Annotated in this window: 11 protein-coding genes and 2 pseudogenes; 5 read left to right on the top strand and 8 right to left on the bottom strand. The window is 66.0% G+C overall.

What is annotated here, in order from left to right; translation table 11 throughout:
• Positions 1–9: 9 nt before the first annotated feature.
• From O1Q03_RS06470 to O1Q03_RS06460, 3 genes and pseudogenes are all read right to left on the bottom strand, one after another.
• Positions 10–312: an XRE family transcriptional regulator gene (locus O1Q03_RS06470; protein WP_269502277.1), complete on the bottom strand. Its 303-nt coding sequence runs from the start codon at positions 310–312 to the stop codon at positions 10–12.
• A gap of 87 nt (positions 313–399) precedes the next feature.
• The gene (locus O1Q03_RS06465; protein ID WP_269502276.1) at positions 400–1,554 is read right to left on the bottom strand and encodes a branched-chain amino acid ABC transporter substrate-binding protein; all 1,155 of its coding nucleotides are present in this window, start codon (positions 1,552–1,554) and stop codon (positions 400–402) included.
• 604 nt (positions 1,555–2,158) lie between these two features.
• A pseudogene (locus O1Q03_RS06460) lies at positions 2,159–2,284 on the bottom strand (DMT family transporter); the annotation flags it as partial.
• Here O1Q03_RS06460 and O1Q03_RS06455 point away from each other — a divergent pair.
• The 3 genes and pseudogenes from O1Q03_RS06455 to O1Q03_RS06445 form a co-directional block, all read left to right on the top strand.
• Positions 2,278–2,834: pseudogene (locus tag O1Q03_RS06455) on the top strand (LysR substrate-binding domain-containing protein); the annotation flags it as partial. The pseudogenes O1Q03_RS06460 and O1Q03_RS06455 sit on opposite strands and share 7 nt — an antisense overlap.
• Positions 2,835–3,002: 168 nt before the next feature.
• Positions 3,003–3,659 carry a nitroreductase gene (locus O1Q03_RS06450; RefSeq protein ID WP_269502275.1) on the top strand — a complete coding sequence of 219 codons (657 nt, stop codon included), beginning with the start codon at positions 3,003–3,005 and terminating at the stop codon, positions 3,657–3,659.
• A gap of 36 nt (positions 3,660–3,695) precedes the next feature.
• Entirely contained in the window at positions 3,696–4,181 is a 486-nt protein-coding gene (locus O1Q03_RS06445; protein WP_269502273.1) for a sodium:proline symporter, read from the top strand.
• A gap of 205 nt (positions 4,182–4,386) precedes the next feature.
• On the opposite strand, the gene O1Q03_RS06440 is transcribed toward O1Q03_RS06445, so the two are convergent.
• The 5 genes from O1Q03_RS06440 to O1Q03_RS06420 all read right to left on the bottom strand — a co-directional run bounded on the left by O1Q03_RS06440 (position 4,387) and on the right by O1Q03_RS06420 (position 11,776).
• Entirely contained in the window at positions 4,387–5,559 is a 1,173-nt protein-coding gene (locus tag O1Q03_RS06440; RefSeq protein ID WP_269502272.1) for a porin, read from the bottom strand.
• A 341-nt stretch (positions 5,560–5,900) separates the two neighbouring features.
• The gene (locus O1Q03_RS06435; protein ID WP_269502271.1) at positions 5,901–7,745 is read right to left on the bottom strand and encodes an ABC transporter ATP-binding protein; all 1,845 of its coding nucleotides are present in this window, start codon (positions 7,743–7,745) and stop codon (positions 5,901–5,903) included.
• A gap of 444 nt (positions 7,746–8,189) precedes the next feature.
• Entirely contained in the window at positions 8,190–9,368 is a 1,179-nt protein-coding gene (locus O1Q03_RS06430) for a Gfo/Idh/MocA family protein (RefSeq protein ID WP_269502270.1), read from the bottom strand.
• A gap of 16 nt (positions 9,369–9,384) precedes the next feature.
• Positions 9,385–10,716, bottom strand: a complete 1,332-nt coding sequence (locus O1Q03_RS06425; protein ID WP_269502269.1) for a Rieske 2Fe-2S domain-containing protein — start codon at positions 10,714–10,716, stop codon at positions 9,385–9,387.
• Between the two features lie 97 nt (positions 10,717–10,813).
• The gene (locus O1Q03_RS06420; RefSeq protein WP_269502268.1) at positions 10,814–11,776 is read right to left on the bottom strand and encodes a PDR/VanB family oxidoreductase; all 963 of its coding nucleotides are present in this window, start codon (positions 11,774–11,776) and stop codon (positions 10,814–10,816) included.
• A gap of 279 nt (positions 11,777–12,055) precedes the next feature.
• Between O1Q03_RS06420 and O1Q03_RS06415 the strand changes: the two genes are divergently transcribed.
• Positions 12,056–13,402 (top strand): MFS transporter, encoded by a 1,347-nt coding sequence (locus O1Q03_RS06415; protein WP_269502267.1) that lies wholly within the window; start codon positions 12,056–12,058, stop codon positions 13,400–13,402.
• A gap of 44 nt (positions 13,403–13,446) precedes the next feature.
• Complete coding sequence (locus O1Q03_RS06410; RefSeq protein ID WP_269502266.1) at positions 13,447–14,439, top strand: PhnD/SsuA/transferrin family substrate-binding protein; 993 nt, start codon at positions 13,447–13,449, stop codon at positions 14,437–14,439.
• Positions 14,440–14,497 lie beyond the last annotated feature (58 nt).

Raw genomic sequence — 14,497 nt, 5'->3', positions numbered from 1 at the left:
CCGCGGCGGTCATGACTGACTGTTGCGGCGTTTTGCGGCGCGCGGCTTGGCCACCGCCGGAAACGCGCCGACGCCGCGTGGCCGTTTCGGCTCGATGTCCGTGTTGCCGATTACGTGCCGGAAATCGATCTCGTGCGCGGCGAGCGCGCCGATGAGTGTCGCGATGACCGCGAGGTGCGAAGGGACGGTGCCCTTGCTCGAATAGTTGGTGATGGAACTTTCGTTCATCCGGATCAGGCGGGCGAACTCGCGCGCCGTCAACTGCGCCTTCTTCAGCTCCTGTTGAAATTCCGCATACGCCATTGCACACATGTTGCATCGTCTCCGCAAAACTCGAATCGGCCCGCGCGGCGCCGGCGCCGACGGGCGGCGTTCCCGTCGTGCCGGCGTCGCGGCGGGTTACATCTTCACCTGGTCGAGGAAGGTCTTCTTGCCGGCCTTGTAGCCGTAGATCGAGATGATCCCGTGCGTCAGGTCGCCCTTCGCGTCGAACGTCGTCGTGCCGATCACGCCGTCGTACTTCGTCGACGGCATCGCGGCGAGGATCTTCGCCGGGTCGGTCGAATTCGCGCGCTTCATCGCGTCGACCGCGATGTAGACCGCGTCGTACGCGAACGGCGCATCGAACTTGATGCCCTGGTTGAAGCGCTTCTGGTACTTCGCGAGGAATGCCGCGCCGCCCGGCATCTTCTCGAGCGCCGCGCCGGCCTGCGAGCACAGCACGTTGTCGGCCGCCGGGCCGGCCAGGGCGGCCAGCGAGTCGGTGCATACGCCGTCGCCGGACAGGATCCGCGCGCGCAGGCCCAGCTGTTTCGCCTGCTTCGCGAGCGGGCCGCCGGTGGCGTCCATGCCGCCGTACATGATCGCGTCGGGGTTCTCGCCCTTGATCTTCGTGAGAATCGCGCGGAAGTCGACGGCCTTGTCGTTGGTCGCGTCGTGCGACAGCACCTTCAGGCCGAGCGCCTTCGCCTTCTTCTCGAACTCGTTCGCGAGGCCCTGGCCGTACGCGGTCGAATCGTCGATCACCGCCACGCTCTTCACGCCCTTCGACTGCGCGTAGCTCGCGAGCGCCGGGCCCTGCTGCGCATCGGTCGCGACCACCCGGTAGGTGGTCTTGAAGCCTTGCTGCGTGTAGGTCGGGTTCGTGGCCGACGGCGAGATCTGCACGATGCCCGCATCGCTGTAGATCTTCGAGGCCGGGATCGACGTGCCCGAGTTCAGATGGCCGATGACCGCGACGACCTTGTTGTCGACCAGCTTTTGCGCGACCTGCGTGGCCTGGCGCGGGTCGGCCGCGTCATCCTGTGCGTCCAGTTGCAGCGTGATCTTCTGGCCGCCGATCGTGAGACCCTTCGCGTTGATCTCCTCGACCGCGAGGCGCGCACCGTTCTCGTTGTCCTTGCCGAGGTGCGAAATGCCGCCCGTCGTCGGTTCGACGCTGCCGATCTTCACGACCTGGTCGGCCATCGCGCCCGACGCGGCTGCGAACGCGGCGGCAGCCAGTGCGACGGTAATCAGGGGTTTGCAGCGCATGCCGACAGTGCTTCGTTCCATCTGCCATCTCCGTTGATTGCTATTTCTATTGACGTCCGGCCAGCCGGAAACCCTTGTGAGGTGGCCGGTGTGCCGGACGAGTCTCCATGACCCATGACGGGTTCGGCTTGCATGTCGCCGGGCGTCGCATGCGACGAGAACGCCGATGTCGAGCGTTGCTCCGGGCGAGCGGGCCACTTCGTCAGACGACATGCAATTCGTATGAATATATCCGAACCTGTTTCCGCGCGCGTCGCCGAATTGCGTAGCCCTGCGCAAATAGTGATGCGATGGCGCGGCCGTTTCGTCGTCCGTTGCGCACGCGCGCTGCCGAGTTCCTCAGTGATGGCTTCGATTATTCGATCGGGGCGATGTCGCTGACCATGCACACTACGGTGCAATCAATCGCGAACTGTTCGGTCGATTTGTCTGCACAGTCCCGACTGTCCGCGTGATCGTTGTGCGGCTCATGCAACTAACGGTCGAGTTCCGTCGCATCCGTGAATGGGTGCGCGCGGTATAGCGTGTATATTTCCGTTTCGCAGATGCGAGGGGGTGACCGGCCTTCCGCTGCGCATCGTTCGCGCCGGTATCGCTACCCGGGCAATTCAGCGAAGTCCCGCGCCTACGTCCGGCCGCGCAAGGCCACGAAGATCACGCCCGCAATCGCCAGCAGGCCGCCGCAAACCGTCGCCACACCGGGTTGCTCGCCCGTCAGCGCCATCGACAACATCGTTGCGACCGCCGGCGTTGCAGATCGATCTGCATATCGGCTTGCGCAAACGCGGACATCGCCGGCTGCGAAGCGGGATCGGTGGATCCGGTACGGGCGCGGCAACTGGCGTCAGCTCGACACGCGCCCGTTCGTGCCGGAGACGCTGTACCCTGTCGCGCATCCGAGGCTCGCCGCGCAACTGGCCACGCTGCGCCGTCGGGTCGGCGATGCCGCGCTGCTCGGGATGCCGTTGCTGCACGACTCCGACGTGACCGGATGGCGCACGTGGTTCGACGCGCTCGGCATCGCGTTCAGGCCGCGTGCGCAGGGTCCCCGCTTCGAGGATTACAACCTCGTGCTCGCGGCGGCCGAAGCAGGGCTCGGCGTGGCGCCGGCGCGCCCGCCGCCCGCGGATGCGTATCTCGGGTATCTTGGGCGCAGCGCGCTGGCGCGGGTCAGTCGCCGCGACGTCGATTCGTTGCCCCGGTATCACTTCGTGCATGCGAAGGGCGAGAATCGGCCGGAAGTGCTCGCGGTGGTGGAACGGATGCGGGCCGCGCTGCGGAGTGCGGGACAGGCGGCATGACGCCTGCTACCGAGTAGTACGGCGAGTTCGCCGATGCGTTGCCGCTCGACCGTGACCGCCGGATCGTCGACAATGCGCTCGCGGAAATCCGCGAGCCAATTCGCGGATCCAACAGATCAACCAGAATCGAGATTTTTTGCAGCCGTGTGGATGCACAGGAAATGAGTAATGAATAGACCAGACAAGTCGTCGAAAGCGCGTGCGGCGCTCGATCAGCTGTTTTCGGGCATGGCGCCCGCAGACGCGCAGCGCGCGTCGCGCCCGGGCAATCCGTTCGAAGCGGCTGACGATGCGACGGGTGCCGACGGCCGGTACGAAGTCAAGCTGTCCACGCGAATCCAATTGCGCGGCTATCCGAGTGCGGATGCGTTCATGAAGCGCATGGCCGAAGCGTGGGGCCTCGACTGGGGCACGTACGACAGCGTTCAGGCGATGGCGACGCTGCCTGCGGGGTGGCGTTCGCGCCGCCTGCCGGAAGTCACGCAGATCGTCGACAGGCGCGATATCGTGCGCGCGGAAAGCAGCCTGCAAGGCGGCGAACTGTCGTATCTGAAGGTGCACCCGCGCTACTACATCGATGCGCGCAAAGGGTTCGGCTGGAGCAAGTCGTCGAAGGCGACCGACGATCCGGACCTGGATGGCCCCGACTGGAACTGCTACGTGATGGATCGGGAAAAGTCCGTCGAAGTGCACGAACTGCGGACGTCGTCGTCGAAGGCCGATCTCGACAATGCGCGCGCGACGTTGCTGAAGTGGCTCGACGAGCACTACCCGAAGCATCGCGATCCGTTCGCATACTGGACGGATTGCGACCGGCCGTTGTAAGCCCGCGCGGCGGGCTATCGTCGCGGGGGTGGGCAATTGAAGCCAACCGGCCCGATTCCGATTCTGTGGGCAGCGTTCGGCGCGGCGGTCGGCTCGACCGTCATCGAATTGCTGCTGTGGCGGATCGTCGGCGACGACGCCATTCATGACCTGCTGCGCGACGCGCGCCTGACGGCCGCCATCGTGATGGGCCGCCGTGCCCTCGGTTCGTCCAGCGGCTTCGATCCGGTCATCATGAGTGTTGCGACGCTGGTGCATGCCTCGCTGTCGCTCGCTTATGCGGCCGTGCTCGCGAAAGCGATCCGCGGCCTGTCGCTCGGGTCCGCGCTCGTCGCGGGCGGTGTGTTCGGACTCGTGCTGTACGGTGTCAATCTGTACGGATTCACCGCGATTTTCCCGTGGTTCGCTCAGGTGCGCGGCGGGATCACGCTGATCGCCCATCTGGTATTCGGGATCACGGCCGCGGCCGTTCATTACGGCGCGAGCCTGGGTACGCGAAGCAATCGGTCGGCAGACAGATAGCACGTCACGTGCGCCTCGTAAGTCACGGACGCGATGCAGCGGTTCATGGCGACCGCAACGCCAGTGTCGCCGACGCTCGATGCACGCGCAGCCGGCGGTACAGATGCGTGGTCGCGATGGTGTGGAACGCGAACGCAGACAGTCTAAACGGCACCGGCGCGCACCGAGGTGCGCGCCGGTCGGCCTGCGTCGTGCGACGACGCGATCAGAACTTGTGGCGAATGCCGACGATCGCGAGTTCCTGCGTATCGGCGCCCGAGTTCACGCCGTACGAGCCGACCGAAGCCGCGGCCTTCACGATCGCGCCGCTCGCGTTCAGCGTGTTGCCGCTCGCCTTCTGGTAGCCGAACAGCGCGTACACGTCGGTGCGCTTCGACAGCGCGTAGTCGGCGCCGAGGTTCACCTGGTTGTAGTGCGCGGAGCTCGGGCCCGTCAGCGACGTGTAGTTGTAGCCGACGCCCGCACGCAGTGCCGGCGTGAACTGCCAGTTGAAGAACGCCGAGCCGTTGTTGAACTTCGCGTTCTGCGTGAAGGCCGACAGCGTGTCCGCGCCGTACTGCGTGTTCGAATACGCGAGGCCGAAGGTTGCCGGCCCGGCCACGTACTGGCCGGCCACGCGCACGATCTGGATCGACTTCGCGCTCGAGAAGCCCTGGTTGATCACGGTGTTGAACAGCGTGTCCGAGCTGCTCGACCACGTGCGCACGCCGCCTGCCGCCGTCGTGCCGCCGTTCGCGAAGAAGTAGCCGGCGCCGAGCGACAGCGGGCCGTTCGCGTAGCTCAGGCCGAAGCTGTACGTGCGGCCGTTGCCGGTCGCGCCCGCGACGCCGCCGAAGCCGTACAGCGCGGCGAACTGGAAGCCGGAGATCAGCGGGCTCGTGTACTTCACCGAGTTGCTCACGCGCAGGCTGTTGTCGTAGTTGTCGAGGTCGCCCGGCGTCGCGAATACGCCGCCGAAATAGTTGTCCTCGGTAAGGCCCTGCACGAGATCGACGACCGGATCGTACTGGCGGCCGAGCGTCACGGTGCCGTACGTGCTGCTGCCGAGGCCGACGATGGCCTTGCGGCCGAATTCGCGGCCGCCCTGACCGAGCGCGCCGGTGCCGATGTTGAAGCCGTTCTCGATCTGGAACAGCGCGGACAGGCCGCCGCCGAGATCCTCGATGCCGCGCAGGCCCCAGCGGCTGCCCGACAGGTTGCCGCTGCTGAACTTCACGAGGTTCGACGCGTTGGTGCCGTTCGCGTTCTGTACGTTGTGCACGTACGCGATGCCCGCATCGGCGATGCCGTACAGCGTGACGCTGCTTTGCGCGTGCGCGCCGGCGGCGTAGAGTGCGGCCGGCAGCGCGAGCAGTGCGAATGAACGGATTCGTTTCATTGTTGGATTCCCCGTTGGTCGGTGGTCTGACGAGTCGGAGAACGATAAGGGACGCGCATCGTCGACGGAACCAATAAATCGTCGAATCGTTATGAGCGGCGCGCAGATGGGTGTGTGCGCAACCATATGCAGCCGATAGTCTGCCGGTATGCGTCGGTGCCATGCCGCGAGCACTTCCGTGCGGAACTGCCCGTGCCGGCGAATCCGATTGACGAAACGTTGCTCGTCTCCCGCGAGCGCCGAATCGGGTGCGTTCAGTGCAGGGTGATATCCGGTCGAGCGGTCACAGGCGTTCCGCCGATCCGGTTTCGCGCGATACGCCAGCGGCCGATGCCGCCCGGCTACTGCACGGCATCCGCCGTCTCGCCGAGAAACCCGCCGCTCTGATGCGCCCACAGCGCTGCATAAATACCGCCGGCCTGCAGCAGCTCGAGATGCGTACCTTCCTCGACGATGCGCCCTTCGTCGAGCACGATCAGCCGGTCGAGCGCGGCGATCGTCGATAGCCGGTGCGCGATCGCGATCACCGTCTTGCCGCTCATCAGGCTGTCGAGACTGCGCTGGATCGCGACTTCGACTTCGGAGTCGAGCGCGCTCGTCGCTTCATCGAGCACGAGGATCGGCGCGTCCTTGAGCATCACGCGCGCGATCGCGACGCGTTGCCGCTGGCCGCCCGACAGCTTCACGCCGCGCTCGCCGACTTCGACGTCGTAGCCGCTGCGCCCGTGCCGGTCGCGCAGCCGTTCGATGAACTCGGACGCTTCCGCGCGCACGGCCGCGTCGTGCATCTCGCGCTCCGTCGCATCGGGGCGGCCGTACAGAATGTTCTCGCGCATCGTCCGGTGCAGCAGCGACGTATCCTGCGTGACCATCCCGATCGCCGCGCGCAGGCTGTCCTGCGTCACGTGCGCGATGTCCTGCCCGTCGATGCGGATCGTGCCGCCGTCGACGTCGTAGAAGCGCAGCAGCAGGTTCACGAGCGTCGACTTGCCGGCGCCCGAGCGGCCGATCAGGCCGATCCGCTCGCCCGGCCGGATCGTCAGGTTCAGCCCGTCGAACACCGGCGTGTCGTTGTCGTCGTGCGCGAAGCGCACGTTGTCGAACACGATGCCGCCGCGCTGCACGGCGAGCGGCCTCGCGTCCGGCGCGTCGACCACGCTGCGCACCTTCGTCAGCGTGTTGATGCCGTCCTGGATCGTGCCGACGTTCTCGAACAGTTCGGTCATCTCCCACATGATCCAGTGCGAATAGCTCGACAGGCGCAGCGCCATCGCGACCACGGCCGCGACGACGCCCGCGCTCGCCTCGCCGTGCATCCACAGATACAGCGCAAGGCCGGTCGAGCCGACCAGCAGCAACGTCGACAGCAGGTGATTGACGACCTCGAACGCGCTGACGAGCCGCATCTGCGCGTCGCCGGTCACCTTGAACGCTTCCATCGCGCGGCGCGCATGATCGGCTTCGCGGCGCGTGTGCGAGAACAGCTTGACGGTGGTGATGTTCGAATACGCATCGGTGATGCGGCCCGTCATCAGCGCGCGCGCATCTGCCTGCTGGCTGCCGACGCGGCCCAGCCGCGGCACGAAGAACGCGCACGCGCCGCCATAGCCGAGTGCCCACAGCATGAGCGGAATCATCAGCCGCCAGTCGAAACTGGCCGCGAGCGCGAGGATGCCGATCAGGTACGCGGCGACGCCGATCACGACGTCGACCGACATGAACAGCGCGTCGCGCACCGCGAGCGCGGTCTGCATGATCTTGGTCGTCACGCGGCCTGCGAACTCGTTCGCATAGAACGACAGGCTCTGGTCGAGCATCAGCCGGTGAAACAGCCAGCGCAGCCGCATCGGGAAGTTGATCGCGAGCACCTGGTGCTTGACCATCGTATGCAGCGCGATCAGCAATGCACTGCCCGCGAGGATGGCCGCGAAGCCGGCGAGCGTGCCGAAGTGACGGCCACCGAAGTCGGCCGGCGTCGACGACGACAGCCAGTCGACCACGCGCCCCATCATCGCGAACAGCGCGGCTTCGTACGCGGCGAGCGCGGCCGACGTCAGCGCGATCAGCAGGATCCAGCCGCGCGCGCCTTTCGTGCACGCCCAGACGAACGAGAAGAATCCCTTCGGCGGCGTGGCGGGATCCTCGAGCGGGAATGTCGGCAGGCGCCGTTCAAACCACGAAAACATTGCAACCTCTCCTTGTGCGGCGCAGGTGGCTGGCCCGGCCGGTCATGCACGTTTGGTGAACGGCGCGATATTGGCGGCTCGGCGTGTCGATTTCGCGCGGCTCGGCTGCGAGTGTCGCATCGATTCGATCTGGCTGCTTGCCGGTCGCCGAAGGGGCTGGCGGCGCAACCCGGCAGGTTGCGGGCGCGGGAGGAGGCCGGAGACACGCCGAAACGGGCGCTGAACCGTGCGCGCGTGCAGGGACGTCCGGTGCAGCCGGAGAACCGGCCGGGCTGGCGGCGACGCGTGGGATGGGTGAAGGGAGGGCGAGCCCGCAGCGGCAGTGCGGGGGCGACGTTCGAATGGCGCTTCGCGTTCCGTGCGCGGCGTCGATGCTGCAGAGGATGGCTCGGCGCAGGCGGGGCCATCGCCGCTCGGCTCGCGGCGATGGTGTGCTTCTTCCGTCTAGCCGAGCACCACGTCCTCACCGCGCTCGCTCGAGCGCAGGATCGCGATACAGATTTCCAGCGTGCCCTTCGCCCATACGCCGTCGTGAAGCGGTGCACGCCCGGCGACGACGGCGCCGTACAGCTCGTCGATGACTTCCGCGCGCGGCACGGCGGGCGCGAGCAGTGGCAGCGTGTCGCGCCGCTGGTCGCCGTAGACGACGATCGAATCGGGCAGCGGCCGCAAGTCCGCGCGTTCGCACGACACGATCACCGGGCCGAAATGCTGATGGTGGCGCGGCGGTTCATCGTCGTCGATCGATGGCGGCTTGTATGCCGATCCGCCGTAGGTGCCGGCCGCCTTCAGCTTCGCTTCGTCCTGCGACGACGCAAGCGTCGCGAGGCGGCGGCGCGCGGCGCCATGGGCGTCGGGCCGCGTGCGATCCCCCATCTCGCCGATCCAGCCGGTCCACTCGTCGCTGTTGAAGTGGCCATAGCCGTTGTACGACAGTGACGCATACGCGCCGTTCTCGAACCAGATCAGCGCCGAATACGCGCCTTCGGTCGGCCGCGACGGATCCCACCGGCCGACGCTCGCGCGCAGCCTGACCGCGCGCGATCCGGCGAGCAGGCGCACGATGTCGACCTGGTGGGCCGCCTGGCTGAAGACGGCGCCGCCGCCTTCGGCCGTCAGCAGTTCTTCGGGCCGGCGCGGACGGTAAAGGTAATCGGTGTAGTTGAACGCCTGGATCATCTTCACCGCACCGAAATCGCCGAGGCCGATCAGCTCGCGCGTGCGCAGGTACGGCGTGTCGAAGCTGTGGCAATGGCCGACGATCAGGTGCACGTTGGCCGCGCGGCATGCGACGATCATCCGGTCGCAGTCGGCCGCGTCGAGCGCCATCGGTTTTTCCACGAGCACGTGCTTGCCTCTCGCCGCGGCCATTTCCGTATGCAACGCGTGGAACTGGTGCGGACTCGCGACATAGATGACCTCCACGTCCGGATCGTCCGCCAGTTCCGGCACGTCCGCATACGTGCGCGCGCCGAAGTCGGCCGCGAACCGGTCGCGCGCGTCGGCACGCGGGTCGCACGCGGCGACGAGCTGAACCCGCGGATCCCGCAGGAACGTCGGCAGCATCAGCGAGAATGCCCGTCCGAGTCCTGCTACTCCAATGCGCAAGCGGCGTTGCGTCATGGCCCTGTCCCTCCGGTTATTGCGACACCTGATAGTCGGTCGCGGCGACCGTCGGCTGGTCGGCCGGCTGCGGATGCTTCGTGCTGACATGGCGGACCGCATGCGTGCGCCAGTCGATGTCCTTCGACACGATCGCCTGGTACGAGCAGATCTCCGGTGGAATGACGTTCGCGCCGGTGCCGATCGCATCGCTGCCTTGCTGGAAGTCGGCGATCGCATCCAGCATGCGCCGCCGGAATTCGACGATCGCGAGATCGCTCGCGCCGAGCCGCTCGTCGGAGCGGTTCGCGATCGGCCCCATCGTCACCCACATCGCGATGTCCTGGTTCGGGAAACCCGCGATTCCCGTGAAATTGCCGGCTGCCATCGCCGCGCGGTCCTGCCAGAAGCGGTTCTCGTGATTGCGCAGCGGACGGTAGCGCTCGTCGAGATCGACACCGACCTGCTGGCGCAGGAACTTGCGCCACGTCTCGGTTTCCGGCGTGGTCTCGGCATCGCCCCACGCGATGAAATAGAACGCGGTGTTCGTGTCGTCCATCGGCACGTTGATGTTCGCGACGTTGTACAGGTTGTTCGGCGGAATCAGCACGGTGGCCGGCGCGACGAATACCGTCGAGCGAACGTAGTCGTGCGTCGTCGCGTTGACGATCGGCCGGCGCAGCGCGGCATAGCGGAAGCCGTAGCCGGTGCGCTCGACCTGCAGGCGCGGTGCCTTGTCGGTGGACGGGCGCAGCCAGTTCTTCGACGTGGCTTCCGCGCCACCGACGCGTGCGGGTACGAAGTCCGACGAATGCAGGCTCGAGCTGTGCGCGGAGTCGATCGCGCCCTCGAGGATCTGCGCCCAGTTGCACGGCAGCAGCGCCTTCGCGATGCTCACGCGGGTGTCGGCGGTCGGTGCCCACGCAGGTGCGACGAACTCGGGCACCGCATCCTGCGGACCCATGTACGCCCACACCATGCCGCCCCATTCATGCGTCGGATAGGCCTTGTGCTTGACCTTGTCGGTCATGCAGCTGGATGCCGGCTCCGACACCATCTCGATCACGTTGCCCTTCACGTCGAACTTCCAGCCGTGGTACAGGCAGCGCAGCCCGTAGTCCTCGTTCCTGCCATATACCAGCGACGCGCGACGGTGCGGGCAATACTCGTCCATCACGCCGACGTTGCCTTCGGTGTCGCGAAACACGACCAGGTCCTCGCCGAATACGCGCGCCTTCACGGGCGCACCGTCGGGCTCGCTGATTTCCTCGATCAGGCACACCGGCGTCCAGTGCCGACGCATCAGTTGCCCCATCGGGGCATCGCCTTCGACGCGGCACAGCAGCTCGTTTTCTTCGTGGGTCAACATGTGATGTCTCCTGGCGATACATCGCCTCTGTCAATGGGTGTTTCCAAAGCGGCTCCGGGTTCCGGCCAGCGTGGCCGGCCCCGTCGGGATACGGTGTCTAGAGATCCAGCACCAGCTCGGCGGACCGCGCACGCGACACGCAGACCATGATCTGCGTGCCTTTCTCGTCGTCGCGCAGCACGAGGTCCCGGTGATCGGCCTCGCCGGAGCAGAGCCCGGTCCGGCACGATCCGCAGGTGCCGCTTTCGCACGAACTCGGCACGCGGACATCGGCGGCACGCAGCACGTCGAGGATCGAGCGATCGTTCGGGATGTCGAAACAAGCGCCGCTGCGCTTCAGGCGGACGGTGAACGGCGTGTTGTCCCGTGCAGCCGCGCCGCTCGCGCCGAAGCTTTCGAAGTGGACGGTGCCGGAAGGCCAGTGGCCGGTCATGTCGCGCACCGCATCCATCAAAGGCTGCGGGCCGCAGCAGTACACATGTTCCGGCTTCGGTCGCTCGAACAGCTTCCAGAAGTCGAATGCGCGCGACGGGTCGCCGTAGTCATGGTGAATCGTCACCACGGAGCGCCAGTCGTCGCCGCGGAGTTCGTCGAGAAACGCGGCGCCCTCCGGGTCGCGTGCAAGGTAGATCAGCCGAAACGGCCTGAGGCCTTCCGCCCTCAGTTGCCGCGCCATCGACAGCATCGGCGTAATGCCGATGCCGCCCGCGACGAGCGTGAATGCCCTGGCGCGTTCGTCGAGCGGAAATTCGTTTCGCGGCAGCGACACGGCGATCGTGTCGCCCGCGCACGTTTCGTCGACGACGCTCATCGAGCCGCCGCGACCGTTGCCGTCGCGCTTCACCGCGATCACGTAGCGGTTGCGTTCCTGTGAATCGTTGCACAGCGAATAGCTGCGTCGCGCGCCGTTGGGCGCGACGACGGTCAGGTTCGCACCGGCTTCGAACGGCGGCAACGGCGCGCCCTGCGGATCCACCAGCTCGAAGCGCCAGATGTCGCGCGCAATGTTGTCCTTTTCCGCAATCTTCAGACGCAGAAAGCCGTCGTCGTCGGTGGTCATGTCCGTCTCCTTCTGTCCGATTCGGTTTCGTTCGGTACCCGCCATGAGCGCATAGTATTACTAGATATCTAATAAAGCAAGAGGGCGGCGAGCGAATCGGCACGTATCGACCGTCGGTATAAACCCGCTCTTGCCATCGGCCCCGACGCTTCGTAGTCTTATAGTTAGAGGTCTAATTATATTGATGCGGACGCAGCGCAATGCATGGCGTCCGATGCTCGGCGAGCCAGTGCGCTCGCGTTCGCCGACCCCATGAGTGACACCTGGAGACATGCAGAAATGGCAGATTCAACGTTGAGCTACGAGGACGCGACCCGACCGCCGGTCGCCGATTCGGCAGTCGTGGAAGCGACTTATCGCAAGGTCACCCTCCGGTTGATGACCTTCCTGTTCCTTTGCTGGGTGCTGAACTACCTGGACCGCGTGAACGTCAGCTTCGCGCAGCTGCAGCTGAAGCATGACCTCGGCCTGAGCGATGCCGCGTACGGGCTCGGCGTGAGCCTGTTCTTCATCGGCTACATCCTGCTGGAAGTGCCGAGCACGCTATTGCTCAGGAGAATCGGCGCGCGCCGCACCGTCACGCGGATCATGCTGCTATGGGGCGTGATCTCGACCGCGATGGCGTTCATGACCGCGCCGTGGCAGTTCTACCTGGCGCGCACATTGCTGGGCGCGGCGGAGGCGGGCTTCTGGCCGGGGATCATTCTCTATTTGTCGTACTGGTACCCGGCGAAACGACGGGCGCGCATCACGTCGCGGTTTCTGCTTGCGATCGCGGTCGCGGGGATCATCGGCGGCCCGCTGTCGGGATTCATCCTGGAGAACTTCGTCGATGTCTGGGGCTTTCGCAACTGGCAGTGGCTGTTCTTTCTCGAAGGGCTGCCGGCCGTGATCACCGGTATCGTCGCGTGGTTCTACCTGACCGACCGGCCGCAGGATGCGGCGTGGCTGACCGACGAGCAGAAGCGGATCGTCGTCGGTGCACTGGAAGACGACAACCGGCAAAAGCCGCACGATGCGCCGAGCCGCCTGCTCGTCGCGCTGCGCGACCCGCGCGTGTACGTGATCGCGGCCGGCTGGGCCACGGTGCCCGTGTGCGGCACCATCCTCAACTACTGGACACCCACGATCATCAAGCAGACGGGCGTGTCGAACCTGCTGCAGATCGGCATGCTGTCGGCGCTGCCTTATATCGTCGGCGCCGTGGCGATGCTGTGGATCGCGCGCAGTTCCGACTTGCGTCTCGAGCGGCGCTGGCACTTCGTGCTGTCGACGACGGCAGGCGCGGCAGGGGCCGTGCTGCTCACGCTCATCACACACGACTGGCCGATCGCGATCATCTGCCTGAGCCTCGTGTCGATCAGCTATTTCGCGGCCGCCGCGATCATCTGGACCATTCCGCCGACCTACCTGAAAGGCGAGGCGGCCGCGGGCGGCATCGGTGTGATCAGCAGCCTCGGGCAGGTCGGTGCGTTCTTTGCACCGAACGTCCTCGGCTGGGTCAAGAGCGTCACCGGCAGTTTTTCCGCGGGCATCCTGCTCGTGGCCGCATTCGTGTTCATCGGCGGCATCGTCGTGTTCTTCGGTGTTCCGCGCGCGCCACGCGCAGCGCGGCCCGGCGCATGACCGCACACGCCCCACCTTTTTTCGACAGTCAGACAGGAACAGCAATGAGCAAGCTTCAACTTTCCATCGCGGTGGGCAACTATGACCGGATGCGTCCGCTGATCGACGGCGACGTGCAGATCGACGGCGTCGATCCCGTATTCATGCTGCAGGACCCGGAGGAGATCTTTTTTCGGGCATTCCGGCACGCGGACTACGACATCTGCGAGTTGTCGCTCAGCAGCTATTCGGTGAAGACCGCGGCGGGCACGTCGTCGTACATTGCAGTGCCGGTGTTTCCGTCACGCGCGTTCCGGCACAGCTCGATCTACGTGCGCGCGGATCGCGGCATCGACGGGCCGGAAGACCTGAAGGGCAAGCGCATCGGCGTGCCGGAATACCAACTCACGGCCAACGTGTGGGCTCGGCTGTTCCTCGAGGAAGAGTACGGCGTGAAGGCGTCGGATATCCGCTGGGTGCGCGGCGGCTACGAGGACCCGACGCGCGTGGAAAAGATCGCGCTGAAGCTGCCCGAAGGCGTCGTGCTCGATAACGCGCCGGAAGGACGGACGATCTCGAATCTGCTGGCGGACGGCGAGATCGACGGCGTGATCGGGCCACGCGCGCCATCGTGCTTCGAGCGCGGCCATCCGCAGGTCAAATATCTGTTCGACGATCCGCAACGGAGCGCAGCCGACTGGTATGCGCGCAGGAAGCTCTTCCCGATCATGCATACGCTCGGTATTCGCAAGACGCTGGCGGACCAGCATCCGTGGCTGCCGGGCGCGATCGTGAAGGCGTTCGAGCAGTCGAAACGGATCGCGCTCGCCCGGTTGAGCGACACCTCGGCCACCAAGGTGACGCTGCCGTTCATCGAGGACCAGTTGCGCAACGCGCGCCGCTTGATGGGTGAGGACTTCTGGTCGTACGGCTTCGCGCAGAACGAACACGTGATCGACCGGTTCCTCGCGCAGCACCATGCGGAAGGGCTGTCGAGCCGCCGGTTGCAGCCGGCCGAGTTGTTCCATCCGGCGAGCCTCGAAAGCTTCAAGATCTGACGCCGGCGCGCGGCCAAACCATTCGCCCCGGCGCCTACGCCGGTGGCTCGCCCGCCGG

Origin of the sequence: Burkholderia sp. IMCC1007 (assembly GCF_027257875.1) — a bacterium.
Lineage (GTDB): Bacteria > Pseudomonadota > Gammaproteobacteria > Burkholderiales > Burkholderiaceae > Burkholderia.
The sequence above is the reverse complement of the archived record's forward strand: the minus strand, read 5'-3'. Positions and strand labels throughout refer to the sequence as shown.

Bases quoted from the DNA above. Each gene is read 5' to 3' on its own strand.
- O1Q03_RS06435 (WP_269502271.1), bottom strand. From the start codon at position 7,745: ATGTTTTCGTGGTTTGAACGGCGCCTGCCGACATTCCCGCTCGAGGAT.
- O1Q03_RS06450 (WP_269502275.1), top strand. From the start codon at position 3,003: ATGAATAGACCAGACAAGTCGTCGAAAGCGCGTGCGGCGCTCGATCAG.
- O1Q03_RS06470 (WP_269502277.1), bottom strand. From the start codon at position 312: ATGTGTGCAATGGCGTATGCGGAATTTCAACAGGAGCTGAAGAAGGCG.
- O1Q03_RS06440 (WP_269502272.1), bottom strand. From the start codon at position 5,559: ATGAAACGAATCCGTTCATTCGCACTGCTCGCGCTGCCGGCCGCACTC.
- O1Q03_RS06420 (WP_269502268.1), bottom strand. From the start codon at position 11,776: ATGACCACCGACGACGACGGCTTTCTGCGTCTGAAGATTGCGGAAAAG.
- O1Q03_RS06430 (WP_269502270.1), bottom strand. From the start codon at position 9,368: ATGACGCAACGCCGCTTGCGCATTGGAGTAGCAGGACTCGGACGGGCA.
- O1Q03_RS06465 (WP_269502276.1), bottom strand. From the start codon at position 1,554: ATGGAACGAAGCACTGTCGGCATGCGCTGCAAACCCCTGATTACCGTC.
- O1Q03_RS06415 (WP_269502267.1), top strand. From the start codon at position 12,056: ATGGCAGATTCAACGTTGAGCTACGAGGACGCGACCCGACCGCCGGTC.
- O1Q03_RS06425 (WP_269502269.1), bottom strand. From the start codon at position 10,716: ATGTTGACCCACGAAGAAAACGAGCTGCTGTGCCGCGTCGAAGGCGAT.
- O1Q03_RS06410 (WP_269502266.1), top strand. From the start codon at position 13,447: ATGAGCAAGCTTCAACTTTCCATCGCGGTGGGCAACTATGACCGGATG.